12 protein-coding genes and 3 rRNA genes are annotated in these 23,197 nt (G+C 68.1%); 8 read left to right on the forward strand and 7 right to left on the reverse strand.

What is annotated here, in order from left to right; genetic code table 11:
• The 5 genes from ABXJ52_RS17360 (at position 1) to ABXJ52_RS17380 (ending at position 5,392) form a co-directional block, all read left to right on the forward strand.
• Complete coding sequence (locus ABXJ52_RS17360; protein WP_367043509.1) at positions 1–1,593, forward strand: type IV secretory system conjugative DNA transfer family protein; 1,593 nt, start codon at positions 1–3, stop codon at positions 1,591–1,593.
• 110 nt (positions 1,594–1,703) lie between these two features.
• Positions 1,704–2,639, forward strand: a complete 936-nt coding sequence (locus ABXJ52_RS17365; RefSeq protein WP_367043512.1) for an ATP-binding cassette domain-containing protein — start codon at positions 1,704–1,706, stop codon at positions 2,637–2,639.
• Positions 2,636–3,448 carry an ABC transporter permease gene (locus ABXJ52_RS17370; RefSeq protein ID WP_367043513.1) on the forward strand — a complete coding sequence of 271 codons (813 nt, stop codon included), beginning with the start codon at positions 2,636–2,638 and terminating at the stop codon, positions 3,446–3,448. Before ABXJ52_RS17365 ends, ABXJ52_RS17370 begins: the two co-directional genes overlap by 4 nt.
• A gap of 55 nt (positions 3,449–3,503) precedes the next feature.
• Positions 3,504–4,724, forward strand: a complete 1,221-nt coding sequence (locus tag ABXJ52_RS17375; RefSeq protein WP_367043515.1) for a histidine kinase — start codon at positions 3,504–3,506, stop codon at positions 4,722–4,724.
• Positions 4,721–5,392, forward strand: a complete 672-nt coding sequence (locus ABXJ52_RS17380) for a response regulator transcription factor (RefSeq protein ID WP_367043518.1) — start codon at positions 4,721–4,723, stop codon at positions 5,390–5,392. The genes ABXJ52_RS17375 and ABXJ52_RS17380 overlap by 4 nt, the downstream gene beginning before the upstream one ends.
• Before the next feature lie 80 nt (positions 5,393–5,472).
• Here ABXJ52_RS17380 and rrf read toward each other — a convergent pair.
• The 4 genes from rrf to ABXJ52_RS17400 all read right to left on the reverse strand — a co-directional run bounded on the left by rrf (position 5,473) and on the right by ABXJ52_RS17400 (position 11,839).
• Positions 5,473–5,589, reverse strand: a 5S ribosomal RNA gene (rrf, locus tag ABXJ52_RS17385).
• A gap of 91 nt (positions 5,590–5,680) precedes the next feature.
• Positions 5,681–8,804 (reverse strand): 23S ribosomal RNA (locus tag ABXJ52_RS17390).
• Positions 8,805–9,100: 296 nt separating this feature from the next.
• Positions 9,101–10,626: ribosomal RNA gene (locus tag ABXJ52_RS17395) — 16S ribosomal RNA — on the reverse strand.
• The 16S, 23S and 5S rRNA genes sit together here, the layout of an rRNA operon.
• A gap of 664 nt (positions 10,627–11,290) precedes the next feature.
• Positions 11,291–11,839 carry a MarR family transcriptional regulator gene (locus ABXJ52_RS17400; protein WP_367043520.1) on the reverse strand — a complete coding sequence of 183 codons (549 nt, stop codon included), beginning with the start codon at positions 11,837–11,839 and terminating at the stop codon, positions 11,291–11,293.
• A 122-nt stretch (positions 11,840–11,961) separates the two neighbouring features.
• Here ABXJ52_RS17400 and ABXJ52_RS17405 point away from each other — a divergent pair, with 122 nt between their 5' ends.
• On the forward strand, positions 11,962–13,248 hold the full coding sequence (locus ABXJ52_RS17405) for an MFS transporter (protein WP_367043522.1): 1,287 nt from the start codon (positions 11,962–11,964) through the stop codon (positions 13,246–13,248).
• 3 nt (positions 13,249–13,251) lie between these two features.
• Here the strand turns inward: ABXJ52_RS17405 and ABXJ52_RS17410 are convergent, their stop codons facing one another.
• Together ABXJ52_RS17410 and ABXJ52_RS17415 are read right to left on the reverse strand one after the other, a co-directional pair.
• Positions 13,252–14,925, reverse strand: coding sequence for a SpoIIE family protein phosphatase (locus ABXJ52_RS17410; protein ID WP_367043523.1), 1,674 nt, complete (start codon positions 14,923–14,925; stop codon positions 13,252–13,254).
• A gap of 142 nt (positions 14,926–15,067) precedes the next feature.
• A complete protein-coding gene (locus tag ABXJ52_RS17415; protein ID WP_367043525.1) occupies positions 15,068–16,426 on the reverse strand; it encodes an NAD(P)/FAD-dependent oxidoreductase in 1,359 nt (452 codons plus the stop codon).
• A 373-nt stretch (positions 16,427–16,799) separates the two neighbouring features.
• Here ABXJ52_RS17415 and ABXJ52_RS17420 point away from each other — a divergent pair, with 373 nt between their 5' ends.
• A complete protein-coding gene (locus tag ABXJ52_RS17420; protein WP_367043527.1) occupies positions 16,800–17,573 on the forward strand; it encodes a helix-turn-helix domain-containing protein in 774 nt (257 codons plus the stop codon).
• 237 nt (positions 17,574–17,810) lie between these two features.
• Positions 17,811–19,784, forward strand: a complete 1,974-nt coding sequence (locus tag ABXJ52_RS17425) for a sigma-70 family RNA polymerase sigma factor (RefSeq protein WP_367043528.1) — start codon at positions 17,811–17,813, stop codon at positions 19,782–19,784.
• A 94-nt stretch (positions 19,785–19,878) separates the two neighbouring features.
• On the opposite strand, the gene ABXJ52_RS17430 is transcribed toward ABXJ52_RS17425, so the two are convergent.
• Positions 19,879–23,136 carry a BTAD domain-containing putative transcriptional regulator gene (locus tag ABXJ52_RS17430; protein ID WP_367043529.1) on the reverse strand — a complete coding sequence of 1,086 codons (3,258 nt, stop codon included), beginning with the start codon at positions 23,134–23,136 and terminating at the stop codon, positions 19,879–19,881.
• Between the last annotated feature and the right edge of the window lie 61 nt (positions 23,137–23,197).

Raw genomic sequence — 23,197 nt, forward strand, 5'->3', positions numbered from 1 at the left:
ATGGCCTACCGGCAGCCTGAGCCCTCCGAGTACCGGGGCGGGCGGCGCGAGTCACGCGAGCGGGGCATCCCGGACGGCCTGCTGGTGGGCGGCCTCGCCTTCGTGCTCGGCCTGACGGTGCTCGTCTGGTCGGCGACGGGCCTCGCGGGCTTCTTCTCGCACGGCTCCTGGCCCCAGGGCGTCACCTTCGGCAATACGCCGGTGGCGATGCGGCACCTGGTGCAGCAGCCGCACGACATCGCGGGCGCGTGGCCGGCGACCCCGGCGTCCCAACTCACGGGCTACGGCCTGTTCTGGGGCCTGCTGATCGGCCAGCTGATGGTGCTGGTGGTACTCACGATCTTCGTCCTGGGAACGGTCACACGGTGGCGAGCGGTACGAAGAGCCCGCCGCGAGACCCGCCTCGCGGCGCCTCCGGAGCCGGCTCCGGCTCCGGCTCCGGCTCCGATCGAGGCGGTGCCTGTCGAGTTCGCTCCCGCAGCCGCCGCTGCTGTGGGCAATCGTCCCGCAGGGCGATGGGGGTCCCCCCGCTCGAACGAAGTTGAGAGTGGGGGAGGGTGGGCACAGCCCCAACCGCCGAGTACCGATGAACAGGGCGCCGGGGCCTCGGTGCCGTACAGCACCGAGGTGCCGGGCACAGAAGCAGCTACGGTTCCCACCCCTCGTACGCCTTTGGTACTGGGCCCCGCGGAGACCCGCCGCGCACACGCACTCCAGGCCATCCGCGACGCGGAAAGCGCCGCCCTGATCCTCACCTCCGACCCCACCCTGTGGGAGGAGACCAAGGACGCCAGAGCGAAGCTCGGCCCCGTCCTGGTCTACGACCCGAACCACCTCTGCGACACCCCCGCAAGAATGCACTGGTCCCCCACCACCGCCTGCGAGGACAAGGCAGTGGCGGCCCAGAGAGCCACCGCCCTGCTGGCCGCCATAAGGCCGAGCGCCAAACTGGACAGCACGGTCGCCGACACGGCGGAAACGCTCCTGCGCAGCTTCCTCCACGCGGCGGCGGTGGACGGCCGCCCGGTCAAGCACGTACACCGCTGGGCCCAGGGGAGCGGTGTCCAGGACGCCGTACAAATTCTCCGCACGCACCAGAAGGCAGGCTCGGGCGCCGCAGGTGAGTTGGAGGCCGCGCTCACCGCGTACCCGGAACGCCGCGACATGGCCCAGGAGTTGACCGCACGCGCACTCTCCGCCCTCTTCACCCTGAACGTACGCGAATCGTGCACCCCGAACCGAACTGATGCCCTCACCTTGGATTCCTTCATCGATGAAGGGGGCACGCTTTTTGTGGTGGGTGAAGCCATCGAGGACCCCAAATCGCCCCAGGGGCCGGGAGCGATGCCCCTCCTCACGGCGCTCGCCTCAAGCGTGGTCGAGCACGGCCGGCGCATGGCCGAACGGTCATCTGCCGGTCGGCTCGACCCACCAATGACGCTGGTCCTGGACGACGTGGCCGCCGTGGCCCCGCTCCCCCAGCTCCCGGAGCTCCTGTCCACCGGAGCCGACCGCGGCCTGCCCACGCTGGCGCTCCTCCGCTCCCGCGAACAGGCCCGCACCCGCTGGCCGCACGCGGAACTCCCCGGCTAGGACGGGCGCCACCCTCAGGGTCCCGGTCCTACCCCGGTACTACCCGCACCCGCCCACCTCCCGCCCCTGGTCCGACGCCCCGCACCCCCGCGAGCGCCAGCATCAGAAGCATGATTCGGGCACACGAACTCACCAAGCGCTACGGCGCCAAGACCGTCGTCGAGGACCTGTCCTTCACCGTCCACCCCGGCACCGTCACCGGCTTCCTCGGCCCCAACGGCGCGGGCAAGTCCACCACCATGCGGATGCTCCTCGGCCTCGACGCCCCGACCCGCGGCCGCTCCACCGTCGGCGACCGGACGTACGCGACGCACACCGCGCCCCTGCACGAGGTGGGCGCGCTGCTTGAGGCGCGGTCCGTCCATCCGGGCCGCACCGCCTTCCACCACCTGATGGCCCTGGCTCATACGCACGGCATCCCGCGTCGCCGCGTCGAGACGGTCCTCGACCTCGTGGGCATCCACGAGGTGGCCCGCAAGCGCGTGAAGGGCTTCTCGCTCGGCATGGGCCAGCGCCTCGGTATCGCGGCGGCGCTCCTCGGCGACCCGGCCGTGATCATCCTCGACGAGCCGGTCAACGGCCTCGACCCCGAGGGCGTCCTGTGGATCCGCAACCTCCTCAAGTCGCTTGCCGCGGAGGGCCGTACGGTCCTGGTCTCCTCGCACCTCATGAGCGAGATGGCGCTGACCGCCGAGCACCTGATCATCATCGGCCGCGGCAGGCTCCTCGCGGACACGACAGTCGAAACCTTCGTACGCGAGTCGGGCACCGGCTCCGTCAGGGTCGTCACCCCCGAGGCGGGCCTGCTCGGCGAGCTGCTCGCCGCGCCGGGCGTACAGATCACCAGTGACGCGCCGGGCGTACTCGACGTACGCGGCGCGGACGGCGAACACATCGGCCGCACGGCGGCGCAGAACGGCATCCCCCTCTTCGAACTGACCTCGCACACCGCCTCGTTGGAGCAGGCGTTCATGGACCTGACGCGGGACTCGGTCGAGTACGTCACCCCGTCGATCACCCCGCAGCCGGAAGGAGCCGCAGCATGAGCACCGACACTCTCACGCCCACCACCCGGACGGCCCCGGGGCCCTCGTCGGCGTACCGCCTGAGCACCAAGGGCGTTCTGCGCTCCGAATGGCACAAGCTGTGGACGCTCCGCTCGACCTGGATCATCCTGCTCACCGCCGCCGCCCTCGTCCTGGCCGTCGGCATCACGATGGGCGTCACCTATGACGGGGACGACGCCGAGATCGACACGGTCGTCTTCACCCTCTTCGGCACGCAGCTCTCCCAGATCTGCCTCGCGGTCCTCGGCATCCTCGTCACCGCGGGCGAGTACTCGACGGGCATGATCCGGGCGTCCCTCACCGCGGTCCCGAAGCGGCTGCCGGTCCTGTGGTCCAAGGCGGGGATCTTCGCGGCCGCCGCCTTCACGATGTGTTTCGCCACCAACGTCGTCACGTTCCTCACCGCCCAGATCTGGCTCTCCGGCTCCGACAAGGAACTGTCCCTGACGGACTCCGGGGTCCTGGGCGCCCTCGCGAGCAGCGCCGCGGCCATCACCCTCCTGAGCCTCATCGCGCTGGGCCTCGGCGCCCTGTTCCGCTCGGTGCCCGGCGCCATCGGCGCGTTCGTCGGCGCCGTGCTGATCCTGCCGGAGGTCCTGACGATGCTGCCGTTCGCGGCCATGGACACCGTCATCCGGCACTTCCCCGCCCAGGCGGCGACCTCGCTCGGCTCGCTCACCCGGGTGGAGAACACCATCGCCCCGGCTACGGCCCTGTTCACGCTCACGCTCTGGGCAGCCGTGATCATCGCCGTGGCTTCGGTCCTGCTCAAGCGGCGCGACGTCTGACGATGCGGCCGGGAACTCCCGGGCGCATGCCCAACTCCTGTACGAGGATGAGGCCGTGACCGAGCCACACCCCCTCACCCAGCTGCTCCAGCGCTCCTCCCAGCGGGTGCGCGCCTTCGACAGGCGCCGCCCGCTGGTCTGGGACATCCTGGTGACCACGTTCTTCGTGATCGCCGCCCTCACCGACGCCACCGGCGGCTGGCGCAGCACCGCGGCCAACACCCAGGTGCCCCAGGGGCAGATCTACCTGATGAGCGTGTGCCTCACCGCCCCGCTCCTGTGGCGCCGCCGCCACCCGCTGGTCGCCCTCGCGGTGATGGCGGCGGTGACCGCGGCCAGCAACTGGACGGGCGCCTGGCTGCAGGCCGCGCTGATCCAGTACATCGTCGTCTTCAACATCGCCCTGCGGCTGCCCTTGAAGACCCTGGGCCGCGCGGCCGCGATGACGGCACTGCCCATGACGGTCTGCGTCTTCGCCTACCCCCGGGACAGCTGGGACGAGCTGATCGTCCCGCAGATCTGGTCCTTCGCCGTCGTTGCCCTGGCAGGAATCGCGGTGCGCTCCCGCCAGGACTACACCCAGGCCCTCGTCGAACGCGCCAAGCAGCTCGAAGTCGAACGGGACCAGCAGGCGCAGCTCGCCACCAACGCCGAACGCACGCGCATAGCCCGGGAGATGCACGACATCATCGGCCACAACCTCTCGGTCATCACGACCCTCGCGGACGGCGGTTCGTACGCCGCCGCCAAGTCCCCCGAGCGCGCCGCCCAGGCCCTCACAGCCATCGGCACCACAAGCCGCCAGGCCCTGACGGAGCTGCGCCGGCTCCTGGACGTCCTGCGCGAGGAAGCCCCTGGCTCGGCCGCGCTCGCTCCCCAGCCCGCGCTCACCGACCTGGACCAACTCATCGACGGGGTACGGGCCGCGGGACTTCCGGTACGCAGCTCCGTGCGCGGCCACCCGGACGCACTCCCGGCAGGCGGACAACTCACGGTCTACCGCGTGGTGCAGGAGGCCCTCACGAACACCCTCAAGCACGGAGGACCGGCAGCCACGGCCTACGTAGAGGTCGCGTACGACGAGGAAGGGGTGCGGGCGACGGTGACGGACACGGGAGTGGGAGGCAGCAGCCCACGCGGATCATCCGGCCGCGGTCTCACAGGAATGCGCGAGCGAACGGCGCTCTACGACGGGACACTTGAGGCAGGCCCGCTGCCGCACCCACCGGGTGGCTGGCACGTCGAACTCCATCTCCCCAAGGAATCCGCTCAGTGACCACCGTGCTCATCGTCGACGACCAGCCGATGCAACGCTTCGGCTTCCGCATGCTCCTGGAGAGCCAGGACGACATGAGGGTGGTGGGAGAAGCCGGCAACGGCAGCGAGGCGGTCCGCATGACGGCCGAACTCAGCCCGGACGTGGCCCTGATGGACATCCGCATGCCGGGCCTGGACGGCATCGAGGCCACACGCCGCATCGTGGCGTCGGGCGACCGCACCCGCGTCCTGATCCTCACCACGTTCGACCTGGACGAGTACGCGTACGCGGGCCTGCGTGCGGGGGCCTCGGGTTTCCTCATCAAGGACGCCCTGCCGGAGGAGCTGCTCTCCGGCATCCGCGCGGTCGCCACGGGCGACGCGGTGGTGGCCCCCAGCCTGACCCGCCGCCTCCTCGACGCGTACGCCGATCACCTGCCGACGCGGGCGGATTCGGACTCCGACCCGTCCAGGGACCCGCGCCTGGCAGCGCTGACGGACCGGGAGCGCGAAATCCTGACGGTCATCGGGCAGGGCTGGACGAACGCGGAGATCGCGGGCCGGCTGCATTTGGCGGAGTCGACGGTGAAGACACATGTGGGCCGCATTCTCGCGAAGACGGGGGCGAGAGACCGGGTGCAGGCGGTGATTCTGGCGTACGACACGAAACTGGTGAGGCCGGAGTAATGCACGCTCCCGGGAGAAAGGCCCCTGGAACGCAGAAAACCCCCGCACCCAGAGGGTGCGGGGGTTTCCCGTTAATAATAGTTCGGCGGCGTCCTACTCTCCCACAGGGTCCCCCCTGCAGTACCATCGGCGCTGTGAGGCTTAGCTTCCGGGTTCGGAATGTAACCGGGCGTTTCCCTCACGCTATGACCACCGAAACACTATGAAACTGTCAACCGCACCGTAGTCGTGGCCCGACATACGGGGTTGTTCGTGGTTTCAGAACCAACACAGTGGACGCGAGCAACTGAGGACAAGCCCTCGGCCTATTAGTACCAGTCACCTCCACCCGTTACCGGGCTTCCAGATCTGGCCTATCAACCCAGTCGTCTACTGGGAGCCTTAACCCCTCAAAGGGGGTGGGAATACTCATCTCGAAGCAGGCTTCCCGCTTAGATGCTTTCAGCGGTTATCCTTTCCGAACGTAGCCAACCAGCCATGCCCTTGGCAGGACAACTGGCACACCAGAGGTTCGTCCGTCCCGGTCCTCTCGTACTAGGGACAGCCCTTCTCAATATTCCTACGCGCACAGCGGATAGGGACCGAACTGTCTCACGACGTTCTAAACCCAGCTCGCGTACCGCTTTAATGGGCGAACAGCCCAACCCTTGGGACCGACTCCAGCCCCAGGATGCGACGAGCCGACATCGAGGTGCCAAACCATCCCGTCGATATGGACTCTTGGGGAAGATCAGCCTGTTATCCCCGGGGTACCTTTTATCCGTTGAGCGACGGCGCTTCCACAAGCCACCGCCGGATCACTAGTCCCGACTTTCGTCCCTGCTCGACCCGTCGGTCTCACAGTCAAGCTCCCTTGTGCACTTACACTCAACACCTGATTACCAACCAGGCTGAGGGAACCTTTGGGCGCCTCCGTTACTCTTTGGGAGGCAACCGCCCCAGTTAAACTACCCATCAGACACTGTCCCTGATCCGGATCACGGACCCAGGTTAGACATCCAGCACGACCAGAGTGGTATTTCAACGTTGACTCCACGAACACTGGCGTGCCCGCTTCAAAGTCTCCCACCTATCCTACACAAGCCGAACCGAACACCAATATCAAACTGTAGTAAAGGTCCCGGGGTCTTTCCGTCCTGCTGCGCGAAACGAGCATCTTTACTCGTAGTGCAATTTCACCGGGCCTATGGTTGAGACAGTCGAGAAGTCGTTACGCCATTCGTGCAGGTCGGAACTTACCCGACAAGGAATTTCGCTACCTTAGGATGGTTATAGTTACCACCGCCGTTTACTGGCGCTTAAGTTCTCAGCTTCGCCAACCCGAAAGTTGACTAACCGGTCCCCTTAACGTTCCAGCACCGGGCAGGCGTCAGTCCGTATACATCGCCTTACGGCTTCGCACGGACCTGTGTTTTTAGTAAACAGTCGCTTCTCGCTGGTCTCTGCGGCCACCCCCAGCTCATGGAGTAAATCCAATCACCAGTGATGGCCCCCCTTCTCCCGAAGTTACGGGGGCATTTTGCCGAGTTCCTTAACCATAGTTCACCCGAACGCCTCGGTATTCTCTACCTGACCACCTGAGTCGGTTTAGGGTACGGGCCGCCATGAAACTCGCTAGAGGCTTTTCTCGACAGCATAGGATCATCCACTTCACCACAATCGGCTCGGCATCAGGTCTCAGGCACAAGTGTGACGGATTTACCTATCACACGCCCTACACCCTTACCCCGGGACAACCACCGCCCGGGCTGGACTACCTTCCTGCGTCACCCCATCACTCACCTACTACCACCTTGGGTCGGCGGCTCCACCACTTCCCTTTGCCCGAAGGCTCCAGGACGGCTTCACGGCCTTAGCATTAATGGGCTCGATGTTTGACGCTTCACAGCGGGTACCGGAATATCAACCGGTTATCCATCGACTACGCCTGTCGGCCTCGCCTTAGGTCCCGACTTACCCTGGGCAGATCAGCTTGACCCAGGAACCCTTAGTCAATCGGCGCACACGTTTCTCACGTATGTATCGCTACTCATGCCTGCATTCTCACTCGTGAACCGTCCACCACTCGCTTCCGCGGCAGCTTCACCCGGCACACGACGCTCCCCTACCCATCCCAGCAGGCGTTGGCCCTATATGCTGGAATGACACGACTTCGGCGGTACGCTTGAGCCCCGCTACATTGTCGGCGCGGAATCACTTGACCAGTGAGCTATTACGCACTCTTTCAAGGGTGGCTGCTTCTAAGCCAACCTCCTGGTTGTCTCTGCGACTCCACATCCTTTCCCACTTAGCGTACGCTTAGGGGCCTTAGTCGATGCTCTGGGCTGTTTCCCTCTCGACCATGGAGCTTATCCCCCACAGTCTCACTGCCGTGCTCTCACTTACCGGCATTCGGAGTTTGGCTAAGGTCAGTAACCCGGTAGGGCCCATCGCCTATCCAGTGCTCTACCTCCGGCAAGAAACACACGACGCTGCACCTAAATGCATTTCGGGGAGAACCAGCTATCACGGAGTTTGATTGGCCTTTCACCCCTAACCACAGGTCATCCCCCAGGTTTTCAACCCTGGTGGGTTCGGTCCTCCACGACCTCTTACAGCCGCTTCAACCTGCCCATGGCTAGATCACTCCGCTTCGGGTCTTGAGCGCGCTACTGAATCGCCCTATTCGGACTCGCTTTCGCTACGGCTTCCCCACACGGGTTAACCTCGCAACGCACCGCAAACTCGCAGGCTCATTCTTCAAAAGGCACGCAGTCACGACGTACAGCACAAGTGCTGCACGCGACGCTCCCACGGCTTGTAGGCACACGGTTTCAGGTACTATTTCACTCCGCTCCCGCGGTACTTTTCACCATTCCCTCACGGTACTATCCGCTATCGGTCACCAGGGAATATTTAGGCTTAACGGGTGGTCCCGCCAGATTCACACGGGATTTCTCGGGCCCCGTGCTACTTGGGTGTCTCTCAAACGAGCCGCTGATGTTTCGACTACGGGGGTCTTACCCTCTACGCCGGACCTTTCGCATGTCCTTCGCCTACATCAACGGTTTCTGACTCGCCTCACAGCCGGCAGACTGTGAAAGAGAGATCCCACAACCCCGCACACGCAACCCCTGCCGGGTCTCACACGTATACGGTTTGGCCTCATCCGGTTTCGCTCGCCACTACTCCCGGAATCACGGTTGTTTTCTCTTCCTGCGGGTACTGAGATGTTTCACTTCCCCGCGTTCCCTCCACACTGCCTATGTGTTCAGCAGCGGGTGACAGCCCATGACGACTGCCGGGTTTCCCCATTCGGAAACCCCCGGATCAAAGCCTGGTTGACGACTCCCCGGGGACTATCGTGGCCTCCCACGTCCTTCATCGGTTCCTGGTGCCAAGGCATCCACCGTGCGCCCTTAAAAACTTGGCCACAGATGCTCGCGTCCACTGTGCAGTTCTCAAACAACGACCAACCACCCGTCACACACCCTTACTTGGATGCTTCACCGGGGTCGGCATTGAAGGCAGCCATACGGCCATACCTTCAGATACCCAACAGCGTGCCCGGCCCGATCCCCTGACTTTCACGTTCCACGCCGAAGCAGTACTAGTGAAGCCAAACGATCGTGCCGAATAGTCAACGTTCCACCCATGAGCAACCAGCATCAGACATTCACTGATGAACTGGCCTCTGACCAACCGGAGTTGGTGAGAAGTGCTCCTTAGAAAGGAGGTGATCCAGCCGCACCTTCCGGTACGGCTACCTTGTTACGACTTCGTCCCAATCGCCAGTCCCACCTTCGACAGCTCCCTCCCACAAGGGGTTGGGCCACCGGCTTCGGGTGTTACCGACTTTCGTGACGTGACGGGCGGTGTGTACAAGGCCCGGGAACGTATTCACCGCAGCAATGCTGATCTGCGATTACTAGCAACTCCGACTTCATGGGGTCGAGTTGCAGACCCCAATCCGAACTGAGACAGGCTTTTTGAGATTCGCTCCGCCTTGCGGCTTCGCAGCTCATTGTACCTGCCATTGTAGCACGTGTGCAGCCCAAGACATAAGGGGCATGATGACTTGACGTCGTCCCCACCTTCCTCCGAGTTGACCCCGGCAGTCTCCTGTGAGTCCCCATCACCCCGAAGGGCATGCTGGCAACACAGAACAAGGGTTGCGCTCGTTGCGGGACTTAACCCAACATCTCACGACACGAGCTGACGACAGCCATGCACCACCTGTATACCGACCACAAGGGGGGCACCATCTCTGATGCTTTCCGGTATATGTCAAGCCTTGGTAAGGTTCTTCGCGTTGCGTCGAATTAAGCCACATGCTCCGCTGCTTGTGCGGGCCCCCGTCAATTCCTTTGAGTTTTAGCCTTGCGGCCGTACTCCCCAGGCGGGGAACTTAATGCGTTAGCTGCGGCACCGACGACGTGGAATGTCGCCAACACCTAGTTCCCACCGTTTACGGCGTGGACTACCAGGGTATCTAATCCTGTTCGCTCCCCACGCTTTCGCTCCTCAGCGTCAGTAATGGCCCAGAGATCCGCCTTCGCCACCGGTGTTCCTCCTGATATCTGCGCATTTCACCGCTACACCAGGAATTCCGATCTCCCCTACCACACTCTAGCCTGCCCGTATCGACTGCAGACCCGGGGTTAAGCCCCGGGCTTTCACAACCGACGTGACAAGCCGCCTACGAGCTCTTTACGCCCAATAATTCCGGACAACGCTTGCGCCCTACGTATTACCGCGGCTGCTGGCACGTAGTTAGCCGGCGCTTCTTCTGCAGGTACCGTCACTTTCGCTTCTTCCCTGCTGAAAGAGGTTTACAACCCGAAGGCCGTCATCCCTCACGCGGCGTCGCTGCATCAGGCTTTCGCCCATTGTGCAATATTCCCCACTGCTGCCTCCCGTAGGAGTCTGGGCCGTGTCTCAGTCCCAGTGTGGCCGGTCGCCCTCTCAGGCCGGCTACCCGTCGTCGCCTTGGTGAGCTTCTACCTCACCAACTAGCTGATAGGCCGCGGGCTCATCCTGCACCGCCGGAGCTTTCAACCCCCTCCCATGCGAGAGGGGATATCATCCGGTATTAGACCCCGTTTCCAGGGCTTGTCCCAGAGTGCAGGGCAGATTGCCCACGTGTTACTCACCCGTTCGCCACTAATCCACCCCGAAGGGCTTCATCGTTCGACTTGCATGTGTTAAGCACGCCGCCAGCGTTCGTCCTGAGCCAGGATCAAACTCTCCGTGAATGTTTACCCGTTATCGGGTGCACATCCGCGTTGAGCGGAACCAGGAAGAGGAATAATCTTCCGGTTCACAGCGTCCTCGCTGATGTTTTCTTCAAAGGAACCTCGTCCCGACCATGACGGCCGAAGACGGGGTATCAACATATCTGGCGTTGACTTTTGGCACGCTGTTGAGTTCTCAAGGAACGGACGCTTCCTTTGTACTCACCCTCTCGGGCTTTCCTCCGGGCGCTTCCCTTCGGTGTTTCATTTTATTTTGCTGTTCTTGCTGTCTTGCGTTTCCGACTCTATCAGACTCTTTCGTGTCCGATTTTCTCGGCGCCTTTCTGGTTCCCGCTCCGGCCTTTCGGCTTTCGCGTTTCCCTTTCCGGCGAGTCCGACTCTACCAGATCCTTTCGGGCCTGATTCCCAGTCAGCGGGGCTTGTCTTCGCGGCTGTTGGGCCGTTCCGACGTCTCAAACTCTAGCGGTTCGTCCCGGTTACTCATAATCGAGTCCTGGAATTGAATTCGGGCATGCCGAAATCGTTCCCGGTGGGATGTCGTGCGGAGTTTGTTTTGCCGCGTCTCAGCGGCGGGAGGTGCTGTCTCAGAACCGTTACGGCTCCGTGGCAACCCGAAGAACCTTACGGATCCACCGGGTGACTGTCAAACGCCGTGGTGGGGCGCTCAGTCCAGGTCGGTGAGGCGTCCGCCCGCGTCCGGCTGGGCGTGCTCCACCCTGCGTAGAAGACGAGTCAGTACCTCCCCGAGGGCGCCGCGCTCCTCCTGGGACAGGTCCTGGAGGAGGTCCTCCTCGAAGACCGTGGCCAGGCGCATCGCCTCCAGCCACTTCTCGCGGCCCTCGGCGGTGAGCTCGACGATGACGCGGACGCGGTTGGTCTCGTCGCGGTCCCGGGTCACCAGGCCCTCCGCCACCATGCGGTCGATGCGATGGGTCATGGCGGCCGGTGTGAGGCCGAGTCCCTTGGCGAGCTCGCCGGGGCCCATTTGGTACGGGGCGCCGGAGAGGACCAGCGCCTTGAGGACCTCCCACTCGGCGTTGCTGATGCCGAGGGTCGCGGTCTGGCGCCCGTAGGCGACGCTCATGCGCCGGTTGAGGCGGCCGAGGGCCGAGACGATCTCCTCGACCTGGGGGTCGAGGTCCTGGAACTCCCGCTGGTAGGCGGCGATCTGCTCTTCGAGAGTCGGCTCACTGGGGCCGGGAGTGTCACCCATGGCCGCAGTATGGCACGCCCTCACTTGGCGTCGAAGTCCTTCTGTGTGTACTGTTTAGACTCTAACTTTATCTTCGAAGTCTTCATACCTAACTCCTAAGGCAGGTGAAAGTGACCAGGGCGATGGGCGCAGCGATGCGTCGTATTCAGGTCGGCAGCGCGCTCAGCGCGTTCGGCGTCGGGTTCACGGTTCCGTTCCTCTACGTCTACGTGGCGCAGGTGCGCGATCTCGGGTCCAGTACGGCGGGCATCGTGCTCGCCGCCTTTGCCATGGCCGCGCTCGTCGTCCTGCCCGTCACCGGACGCGTCATCGACCGCCGCGGCCCGCTCCCCGTACTCGTGGGAGCGGCGCTGACCGCCTCGGCGGGTGCCCTCGCCCTGGGCTTCTCGAACAGTGAGCCGACGGCGATCGTCTCGGCGGCCCTCCTGGGCGCGGGCACCGCGGTGATGCAGCCGGCGCTCGCCACGATGATCGTCTGGTGCTCGACGCCCACCACGCGCACGCGTGCCTTCGCGATGCAGTTCTTCCTGCAGAACCTGGGCCTCGGCATCGGTGGGCTCTTCGGCGGTCAGATCGTCGACGAGCACGACCCGGGCAGCTTCATCACGCTCTTCTCCATCGAGGCCGTGATGTTCCTGGTGCTCGCCGCGATCGCCGTCACCGTGCGGCTTCCGCACGCGCCGTCCTTCCAGGACGCCGTGCCCAAGGACGGGTCCGCGCCGCAGCGCGGCCTGCGGGCACTGCTCCGGCACAAGGCGATGGTGCAGCTGTGCGTGCTCGGCTTCGTGCTGTTCTTCGCCTGCTACGGCCAGTTCGAGTCGGGCCTGTCCGCGTACGGCGTGGAGGCGGCCGGGATCTCGCCGTCGACGCTCGGTATCGCGCTGGCCGCCAACACGGCGGTGATCGTCATCGCGCAGTTCGCCGTCCTGAAGTTCGTCGAGCGGCGCAAGCGGTCCCGGGTGATCGCGGCCGTCGGTCTCATCTGGGCCGTCGCGTGGATCGCGGCCGGGTACGCGGGGCTCGGGCACGGCAGCCAGGCCATGGCGACCGCCGCGTTCATCTCCACGTACGCCCTCTTCGGGCTCGGGGAGGCGATGCTGTCGCCGACCGTCGCCCCGCTGGTCGCCGATCTGGCGCCGGCCGGGATGGTCGGTCAGTACAACTCGGCCTTCGCCCTGGTGAAGCAGCTGGCGCTCGCGGTCGGTCCCGCGGTCGGCGGTCCGATGGGCGCCGCGCTGCACGGGCCGTACATCGTGACGTTCCTGCTGTTCTCGCTGGGCATCACGGTGCTCGCCGTACGTCTGGGCAAGCGGCTCACCCCGCTGCAGAACCAGCCGTACGTCGCCAGGAGCCGGGTCGTCGCGCAGGGCGCCCCGGAGTCCGCGGAGCCCCAGCCCGCCAACTCCTAGGCGCTAACCGCGCGGCAGGGCGAACTCGCACCAGACCGCCTTGCCGCCGCCCGGTGTGCGCCGTGAGCCCCAGTTCGAGGCGATCGTGGCGACGATGGCGATGCCGCGTCCCGCCTCGTCCGCGGGCTCGGCGCGGCGGCGGCGCGGCAGGTGGTCGTCCCCGTCGGTGACCTCGATGATCAGTCGGCGGTCCGTGCGGCGCAGGCGCAGGCGCATGGGTGGCGTGCCGTGCTGGAGGGAGTTCGCCACCAGTTCGCTGGCCGCTAGGACCCCCAGGTCGTGCAGTTCGGGTGGGAAGCGCCAGCTGGCCAGGACGCCGGTCGCGAAGGCACGCGCGCGTGGCGCCGCTTCCACGCCACCGAGCAGCTCCAGGGCGGCGTTGCGGAACAGCTCGGCGTCCAGGCCCTTGCGTGCGGGGTGCTGGAGGACGAGGACCGCGACGTCGTCGTCATGGTCCGCCGTCACCCCCAGGGCGCGGATCAGCCGGTCGCACACCACCTGGGGTGTGCCGGTGGCGCCCGCGAGGGCGCGCTCCAGGGAGGCGACGCCTTCGTCGATGTCCTCGCTGCGCCGCTCGACCAGGCCGTCCGTGTAGAGGACGGCGGTCGAGCCGGGACCGAGCGGGACCGAACCCGAGGTGTGCAGCCAGCCGCCGGTGCCGAGCGGTGGGCCCGTGGGCTCCTCCGCGCGGTGGATCGTCCCGCCCTGGTCCCGTACGAGGATCGGCAGGTGCCCGGCGGAGGCGTACACGAGGCTGCCTTCGTTCGGGTCGTGCACGGCGTAGACCATGGTGGCGATCTGGCTGGCGTCGATCTCCGCGGCGAGGCCGTCCAGGAGCTGGAGGACCTCGTGCGGGGGCAGGTCGAGGCGGGCGTAGGCGCGCACGGCCGTGCGCAGCTGGCCCATGACGGCCGCCGCGCGGACTCCGCGGCCCATGACGTCGCCGATGACCAGGGCGGTGCGGCCGCCGCCGAGGGTGATCACGTCGTACCAGTCGCCGCCGACCGCGGCCTCCGTGCCGCCCGGTTGGTACGTGGCGGCGATGCGCAGGTCGTCCGGCTGCTCCAACTCCTGCGGCAGCAGCGAGCGTTGCAGGGTGACGGCCGTCTCGCGCTGGGAGCGCTCGCTGGCCCGCAGCCGCTCGGCGGCCTCCGCGTGGTCGGTGACGTCGGCGGCGAAGACGAGAATCCCCTCGTCCTTGAGCCCGGCGACGGAGCCGCTCACGGGGAGCGTCACCGGGGTGCAGGTGAAGGTGTACGACCGGCCGCTCGCCGCCTTGCGGGACTTGACCGTGCGCGGCTTGGAGCTGCGCAGGACCTGGTCGAGGAGCGGCAGCAGACCGAGCTCGTCGAGCTCGGGCAGCGCGTCGCGGGCGGGCTCGCCAAGGGGGCGGTCGCCGAAGGCGGTGGCGTACGCGTCGTTGACGTACGCGATGCGGTGCTCGGGTCCGTGCACCAGTGCGACGAGGGCCGGAATGCGGTCGAGCACCTCGCGGGTCGGCAGTTCGTCCACGCCTTCGGCGGCCGGGGTGAGGGTGATGTCCTCCTGGCCTCCCTCGGCGCGGGCCGCAGGGACGGAGCTTTCTGATCGCTGTGGCGGGGAGATCCCCAGGTCGGTGCGCGCCGCGGCGCGGCGCTGCGTTCCGGGGAGCCGGGCGCTCCAGCGCGTGAAGTTCACTGCGGTAGGCCTCGTGATGTCGCTTCTGGATCGGGCGGGGATTTCCGGCGGTCCTGGCCCGCCCATGGTCACACGAACAGTCTGGCCGACCGGACTGACATCCGTCAGACGCCGGTGTGGTGCGGGGAGTTCCTGCCTCCGGTCAGGAGGACTCCTTCGGGCTGCCGCCCCCGGCCGCGAGTTCGAACTCCGCACGCGGATGTTCGAGCGACCCTAGGGAGACGATCTCGCGTTTGAACAGGCCGGACAGGACCCATTCGGCGAGCACCCGGGACTTGCGGTTGACGGTGGGCACGCGGCTCAGGTGGTAGACGCGGTGCATGAACCAGGCAGGGTAGCCCTTCAGTTTCCGTCCGTAGACATGTGCGACACCTTTGTGCAGCCCCAGGGACGCGACCGAGCCCACGTATTTGTGCGTGTACTCCTTGAGGGGCTGTTCGCGCAGGGACGCGGCGATGTTGTCGCCGAGTGTCCTGGCCTGGCGTACGGCGTGCTGGGCGTTGGGGGCGCATTCCCTGCCGGGCTCGTCGGCCGTGACGTCCGGGACGGCTGCCGCGTCTCCCGCGCCCCACGCGTGCGCGTGGCCGTTCACCCGCAGCTGTGCGGTGCAGTCGAGGCGGCCGCGTTCGTTCAGCGGCAGGTCGGTCGCGGCGAGCACCGGGTGCGGTTTGACGCCCGCGGTCCACACGACCGTGCGGGTGGGGAAGCGCGAGCCGTCGCTCAGGACGGCGACCCGGTCCTCGCACGAGTCGAGACGGGTCTCCAGGCGTACGTCGATGTTGCGGCGCCGCAGCTCACTGACCGTGTACTTGCCCATCTCCTCGCCGACCTCGGGGAGGATCCGCCCGGAGGCCTCGACGAGGATCCACTTCATGTCCTCGGCCTTGACGTTGTGGTAGTACCGCGCGGCATAGCGGGCCATGTCCTCCAGCTCGCCGAGAGCCTCCACGCCCGCGTAACCACCGCCGACGAAGACGAAGGTGAGGGCCGCGTCGCGGACCGCGGGGTCGCGGGTCGACGAGGCGATGTCCATCTGTTCGATGACGTGGTTGCGCAGCCCGATGGCCTCTTCGACGGTCTTGAAGCCGACACCGTGGTCGGCGAGACCCGGGACGGGCAGGGTGCGCGAGATGGACCCGGGGGCGAGGACGATCTCGTCGTACGTGATCTCGACGGCGCCCGAGCCCTCGTCCGCGGTGGCGAGCGTGGTGAAGGAGGCCGTGCGCTTGGCGTGGTCGACCGTCTTGACCTCGCCGATGACGATCCGGCATCTGTCAAGGACGCGACGGAGGGGGACCACGACGTGGCGCGGCGAGATGGAGCCGGCGGCGGCTTCGGGCAGGAACGGCTGATAGGTCATATAGGGATCGGGCGTCACCACCACGATCTCCGCTTCGCCCCGCTTCAGCTCCGGCTTCAGCTTCCGCTGGAGGCGCAGCGCGGTGTACATGCCGACGTATCCGCCGCCCACAACGAGAATGCGCACAGGTTCCTTCACCATCCCATGACGCACGCAGCTCTTGAGTTTGTCCACAGGCTCGACAATTTGTGTGACCGGTCGTGGTGCGCGACGCGCCGTCCAGGCCTGGCCGCCGCTCGGGCCTGAACCGCAGGTCAGGAGGGGGGAAAGGGGGAAAGCACAGGGGTGCAATCGGGTCGGAATCGGTGCGTACTCCGATCGGGGGGCGGTCCGTGCGGAACCCGCCTCTTCTGAATTGACTCTGGCTCAACTATGTTCGTGTGTCGTCGGGGTGTCGGGGGATGCGCTCGTCGGGTCCAGCTACGGGACCCGGAATCGGGCTCGCTCCTCACGCTCCGGTTGCCAATGGCGGGGAGTGTCTCCGGGGGGAGACGTCATTACCGGGGGAACGCGTATGCATATTCAGGAATCTCACTGGACTTCGACTACGGCGTCGGCTTCAGCCATCGCCACCAGCGGGAACGGACGCGACATGGGGGACGGACCGCGTTCGACGCCGCTGCGGGTGGACGCACAGCGCAATCTCGAGCACGTGCTCCGCGCGGCGCGCGAGGTCTTCGGCGAGCTGGGTTACGGCGCGCCGATGGAGGACGTGGCCCGGCGCGCACGGGTCGGCGTCGGCACGGTCTACCGCCGCTTCCCCAGCAAGGACGTGCTGGTGCGGCGCATAGCCGAGGAGGAGACCTCCCGGCTGACCGACCAGGCGCGCTCGGCGCTCGGGCAGGAGGACGAACCGTGGTCGGCGCTCTCGCGCTTCCTGCGGACGTCCGTCGCGTCGGGTGCGGGGCGGCTCCTGCCGCCCCAGGTGCTGCGGGTGGGCGTCGCCGACGAGATCGCGGGCGGACGGGACGAAGAGGCGCGCGTGCCGCAGCAGCGGCAGGCGGCTCAGGCCGGCCCCGAGCTGCGGCTCGTTGAGCAGCGCTCGGCCCCGGCGCAGGAGTCGGCGGCCGTCGACCCGGGGGCGGTCGCGCTCCTGGACGTCGTCGGGCGCCTCGTGGAGCGGGCGCGCGCCGCGGGCGAGCTGCGCGCGGACGTGACCGTGTCGGACGTGCTCCTGGTGATAGCCACGGCGGCGCCCTCGCTGCCGGACGCGGCGCAGCAGGCGGCGGCGTCCTCGCGGCTGCTCGACATCCTGCTGGAAGGGCTGCGCTCGCGCCCCTCGGCCTGAGCCGGCACGGCACGGCACGCAGAGGCACACGGTCTGCACAAGTTCGTCACGGAGGGGGCTCAACTGCCGCGAGAAACACGGCGGTTGAGCCTTCCCCGAATGGGTGAACGGTAGTGCTCGGTTACGGGAAATCACCCCGGAAGGGTGGTTGCCCGTCATCGCCGTCCGTCGTGGCAAAACCGTGTGGCACTCTTTCCCGGATGGCCGGGTCCGAGTGTGCAAGCGGGGGCTTCCGCGATGAGTGGTGACGGGCGGGACGAGTCGTCCTCCGCCTTGGGCGAGGACGCCGCGGGGCTGTCTCCCCGTCAGGTTCCGAATCAGGGCGGGCCCGTGCCCGGCGACGGTCCCAACGGTGTGGGCAGCGGTCCCGGCGGCGCGGATCCGAGCGTTCCGCCACAGCGGGAGGGCTCCCGGACCGAAGCCGCGGCGCCCCTCCCGCCGACCGAGGCCGCAGCTCTCGTACCCGGCGACGGTCCGCCGGCCGACAGCGACCTGATCACCCGGATGCGGGCGGGCGACGACACCGCGTACGAGGAGCTGTACCGACGGCACGCCGAAGCCGTCCGCCGGTATGCCCGCACGTGCTGCCGGGACGCGCACACCGCCGACGACCTCACGGCCGAGGTCTTCGCGCGGATGCTGCAGGCGGTGCGCGGCGGCAGCGGACCCGAGTACGCGGTGCGCGCCTATCTGCTCACCACGGTGCGCCGCGTCGCCGCGGGATGGACGAAGTCGGCGAAGCGCGAGCAACTGGTCGAGGACTTCGCGGTGTTCGCGGCGCAGGCCTCGCGCAGCTCCGAGGTCTCCGATGACACCGCGTCCATCAGCTCCTTCGGAGCGGGCCTGGATCTGGGCGCGGACGTGCGCGCGATGCACGAGGCCGAGCAGTCCATGGCCATGCAGGCGTTCCGGAGCCTTCCGGAGCGCTGGCAGGCCGTGTTGTGGCACACGGAGATCGAGGACGAGTCCCCGAGCGACGTCGCGACGCTCTTCGGGCTCGACGCCAACGGCACCCGCGTGCTCGCCAAGCGGGCGCGCGAGGGCCTGAAGGAGGCGTATCTCCAGGCCCATGTGAGCACCACCCTCACCGAGAACGGGGAGTGCGCGCGGTACGCAGACCGCCTCGGTGCCTACGCGCGCGGCAGTCTGCGCACCCGGGCCGAGCGCGGCCTGCGCAAGCACTTGGAGGAGTGCGCCAAGTGCCGCCTTGCCGCAGGCCAGATCAAGGAAGTGGCCAGCGGTATTCCCGGCGTCGTGCCGATCGCCGTCATCGGTTGGTTCGGCGCCGCCGGGTACGCGAAGGTGGCCGCCCTCGTCGGCGGTGGTGCCGCGGGCGCCGGAGCGGCGGGCGCGGCGGCGGCCGGCGGTGGCTCGTCCGGTGGCGCGGCGGGCGGTGCGGCCGCGTCCGAGGGGCTCGGCGCGCCCGCGAAGGCCGGTATCGCGGCTGCCGTGGTCGTCGCCGCCGCGGCCGCCGCGCTCGCCCTCACCGCGGGCGGCGGGGACAAGCCCAAGGATCTGCCGAGCGCCGAGAAGCCCCCGCCGGCCGCCGAACCCGCCGAGCCGGACAAGCCGCCGCCCCCGAAGCCCAAACCGAAGCCGCCGCCCGAGCAGCCGGTCTCCGAGCCGAAGCCGAAGCCGCCGCCGAAGCCCGCTCCCGAAAAGCCGAAGCCGAAGCCGACGCCCACTCCGGAGCCCGAGCCGCCCGCCCCGAAGCCGACGCCGACTCCCACGCCGTCCGAGCCGAAGCCGAAGCCGCCTCCTCCGCCGCCGCCCGCCCCGGCCGACTACCAGTGGAGCGAGTTGCAGTACGGCATCGTCGGCGACGGCACCAAGCCCGAGATGCGGCTCGGCGAGAGCAGCTGGGTCTGGCAGCGGTCCGGCATGTCCATCGCCGACAGGCGGTACGGCCACGGCGTGACCGTCCACGGCCAGTCCTCCGTCACCATCGACCTGAACCGCGCGTGCTCGTCGTACGACGCGGTCGTCGGCGTCGATGACATGACGATGGGCCTCGGCAAGGTGCGGTTCTCGGTCTTCGGCGACAGTGCGCGGCTGTGGCGTTCGCCGCTCATCGAGGGCGGGGACCCGGCGGTGCCGGTGCAGGTGAACCTGACCGGGCGCAAGACGATCCGCCTGGTCGTCGAACCGCACACGCCGTTCCACTCGGCCGCGCTCGCGGACTGGGCGCAGTCACGCTTCCGCTGTACGTAGGCGCGGTTCGGCTGTACGGCTGTACGTAACCGCGGTTCGGCTGTTCGGCTGTACGTAACCGTGGTTCGGCTCGGTTCACACACGCACGCGCGGTTCAGCTCAGCTCCACGAGCGCGTCGGCGGCGGTGAGTTCGGCTCCCGCCGCGCGCTCGGTCTCGTACCGCGTCGGACCGAGGGCGACGAGCGCGGCCGTCTCGACCCGCTCGGCGTCGGCCAGTTCCGGCATCGGGCGTGGGTTGCCGCTCCGCAGCCGGGTGCTCAGGGCGAGCAGGCGAACCGCACGGGGATGGTCACCGAGCCTGCTCACCAGGGCGGCTCCTCCCTCCACCAACGCCGCGATGACCAGCTCCGCGCACCGGCTGTCGAGCGCCCCCCGCAGGCCGCCGGCGAGCAGCGGCAGTGCCTGCGCCGGGCCCGACTCGGCGGCCACGACCTTGGCCTCGAGGCCCCGCAGCGCCGCGATGAACTGCGGTGGCGGCGTGCCACGCTCGGCGTCGACGCGTGCCGCCTCGAACAGCGCGCGGGCCTTGGCGGCTTCGCCGTCGTCCAACGCCATCAGGGCCTGAAGCGTCCGGATGAACGCCCATGAGTCCGACACCCCGTACCGGTCGGCCTCGATGCCCGCCTCGTGGAGGGCCTTCGCCGCCAGGTCGCGGTCGCCGTCGCGGTACGCGATCTCGGCGAGGCGGGCGATCAGGAAGGGCGTCTCGGCGTAGGCGCCCACCTCGTAGGCGAGCCGCAGCGCTTCGTCGTACTCGACGCGTGCCTCCGCGTGCAGACAGCGTGCCATCGCGGCCTCGCCCGCCGCGCTGGACACCTGGGCGCGCATCCAGCGGTCGCCCGCGCGACTGCTCAGCTCCCGCAGCTCCGCGAGATCCTCGTCGACACCGGAGAGGTTGCCCGGGGCGTCGACGGCCTGATGCGTGCGGAACATCAGGCCGACGCCGATCTCCCAGTCACCGCCGTACCTCCGGCAGTTGGCGACCACGTCGTCCAGGCCGGGCCTCGCCGCGTCGGGTCCCTCCAGGAAGTACGCGGTGAACGGCCAGATCAGCCCGGGGAAGCGGGCCGCCGCCGGCACCGGCTGTGCGAAGGCGTTCCGCAGCCGCCGGACGCTCGCGCGGTCGTCCTCACTCGTCAGAGCCTCCGTCGGTTTCGACTCCGCGATCAGGAAGAAGTGCAGCAGCCGCAGGCTCATCCAGGGCCAGTGGAGCGGGTCGCCCGTGTCCTCGGGGATGCCGTCGGGCCCGTCGGGCGGCATCGGCGGTGCGAGGCGCAGGATGCCGGCGACCCAGCTCGCGCCCTCTCTGCGGTAGTTCCGCATGGACCAGAACCAGCCCACACTCAAGGCGATGGCCAGGGCGTCCTCGCCCTCACGGGACTCGATGGCGCGCTGCAGAGCCGCACGGATGTTGTCCAGCTCCGTCTCCAGGCGCTGGATCCACGGGAGTTGTTCCGCCGATCGCAGCAGCGGCTCGGCCTCTTCGACCAGCGCACGGACGTACGCGGTGTGGTGGCGGCCCGCGGCGGCGCGGAGCTCGGGGGTCTCGGCGGCTCGCTCGGTGGCGTACTCGTGGATGGTCTCCAGCATGCGGTAGCGCATGTCGCCCCTGGACGTGGGCTCGGCGATGAGCAGCGACTTGTCCACGAGGGCGCCGATGAGGTCGGCGGCGGGTCCGGTGCAGACCGCTTCGGCCGCCTCGATGTCCCAGCCGCCCGCGAAGACGGACACCTCGCGCAGCACCGTCCGCTCGGGCTCGTCGAGCAGCTCCCAGGACCAGTCGACGACGGCCCGCAGGGTCTGCTGGCGGGGCAGGACCGTGCGGCTGCCGCTGGTGAGGAGGCGGAAGCGGTCGTCGAGACGGTCGGCGATCTGCCGGGGGGAGAGCAGGCGCAGGCGGGCCGCGGCCAGCTCGATGGCGAGCGGGAGGCCGTCGAGTCGGCGGCAGATCTCGGCGACGGCCTCGGCGTCCTCCTCCGGGCTGAAGTCCGGGCGCACGGCCGTGGCGCGCTCGGTGAAGAGGCGGTGCGCCGGGTCCGGTGGCAGGGGCTCGACGGGGCGGACGAACTCGCCCGGTACGCCGAGGGGTTCGCGGCTGGTGGCGATGACCGTGAGGTCCGGGCAGTGCGTGAGGAGGGTCTGGGCCAGCTCGGCCGCGGCGCCGATGACATGTTCGCAGTTGTCAAGGAGCAGGAGCAGGCTGCGCGGGGCGCAGTACTCGACGAGCAGGGCGGCAGGGTCGTCCTGCGTGACCGTCATCTCGCTGGTCATCAGCGCGGTCTCGCGCAGACCCAGGGCGCTGACGACAGCTCCCGGAACCGCCTCGGGCCGGTCGAGCGGGGCGAGCTCGGCCAGCCATGCCTGTGGATGCCCGGCGGCGGCTTCCTCGGCGAGGCGGGTCTTGCCGGAGCCGCCCGGTCCGGTGAGGGTGACCAGGCGGGCTCGTCTCATGTCTGAACGGATGGCGGCGAGTTCGGGTTCCCGGCCGACGAAGGAGGTCAGACGGGGCCGGAGGTTGCCTCTCCGCTCCGGACGCGCGTCCCCGTCGGTGATGAGCGCGGCTGCTCCGGCTGCCCCGGCTGCCCCGGCCGGTTCGCCGGGGTCGCCCGGGTCGCCCCGGTCGCCTTGGCCGCCCGGGTCCAGCAACTCCGCGTGCAGCGCCCGCAGTTCCCGCCCCGGGTCGGCGCCGAGCCCATCGGCGAGCGTGCGGCGCGCGTTCTCGTAGGCGGCGAGGGCGTCGCCGCCGCGGCCCGCGTCACGCAGGGCGCGGATCAGCAGGGCGTGCAGCGCCTCGTCGTACGGCTGCGCGGCGGTGAGCCCTCGCAGCTCCGGTACGAGGTCGGAGGCGTGGCCCAGGAGCAGCCGCGCCTCGATGCGGGCGCGGGTCGCCTCGGCGCGCAGCGCTTCGGGGCGGGTGGCCGCGCTGCGGTCGGGCAGATCGGCGAGGGCGGGGCCGTGCCACAGGGAGAGTGCCTCACCGAGGGTGTTGGCGGCTGACTCCGGGTCGTGCTGTTCGAGGGCCGACCTCCCCTCGCGTACGAGACGTTCGAAGCGGTGCAGGTCGATGTCCTCGGGGGTGGCGGTGAGGCGGTAGCCGCCGGGGGCCGAGGAGATGGCTGCCTTGCCGAGAGCGCGTCGGAGGCGGCCGATGAGGGCCTGGAGGGCGGCGGGGGCGTCGGCCGGGGGTTCGTCCTCGGCCCACACCTCGGCGATGAGGGTCTCCACGGGGGCGGTGCGGTCGGCCCGGAGCGCGAGGGCCGCCAGCAGCGCGCGGAGTCTTCGGCCCCCCACGGGCAGGGGCACCCCTTGTTCGTCGTACGCCTCGGTGGCGCCCAGGATTCTGTACCGCACGGGGCCATTCTCGCCGGTGGGCCGGGGTGGGGCGCGGGGGTTTTCATTTCCCCAACCCCGC

Origin of the sequence: Streptomyces sp. Je 1-332, assembly GCF_040730185.1 — a bacterium.
Lineage (GTDB): Bacteria > Actinomycetota > Actinomycetes > Streptomycetales > Streptomycetaceae > Streptomyces.

What these genes read in the sequence shown, in the direction of transcription:
- ABXJ52_RS17360 (WP_367043509.1), top strand. Translation starts at nt 1, where the DNA reads ATGGCCTACCGGCAGCCTGAGCCCTCCGAGTACCGGGGCGGGCGGCGC.
- ABXJ52_RS17365 (WP_367043512.1), top strand. Translation starts at nt 1,704, where the DNA reads ATGATTCGGGCACACGAACTCACCAAGCGCTACGGCGCCAAGACCGTC.
- ABXJ52_RS17370 (WP_367043513.1), top strand. Translation starts at nt 2,636, where the DNA reads ATGAGCACCGACACTCTCACGCCCACCACCCGGACGGCCCCGGGGCCC.
- ABXJ52_RS17400 (WP_367043520.1), bottom strand. Translation starts at nt 11,839, where the DNA reads ATGGGTGACACTCCCGGCCCCAGTGAGCCGACTCTCGAAGAGCAGATC.
- ABXJ52_RS17405 (WP_367043522.1), top strand. Translation starts at nt 11,962, where the DNA reads ATGGGCGCAGCGATGCGTCGTATTCAGGTCGGCAGCGCGCTCAGCGCG.
- ABXJ52_RS17415 (WP_367043525.1), bottom strand. Translation starts at nt 16,426, where the DNA reads ATGGTGAAGGAACCTGTGCGCATTCTCGTTGTGGGCGGCGGATACGTC.
- ABXJ52_RS17420 (WP_367043527.1), top strand. Translation starts at nt 16,800, where the DNA reads ATGCATATTCAGGAATCTCACTGGACTTCGACTACGGCGTCGGCTTCA.
- ABXJ52_RS17425 (WP_367043528.1), top strand. Translation starts at nt 17,811, where the DNA reads ATGAGTGGTGACGGGCGGGACGAGTCGTCCTCCGCCTTGGGCGAGGAC.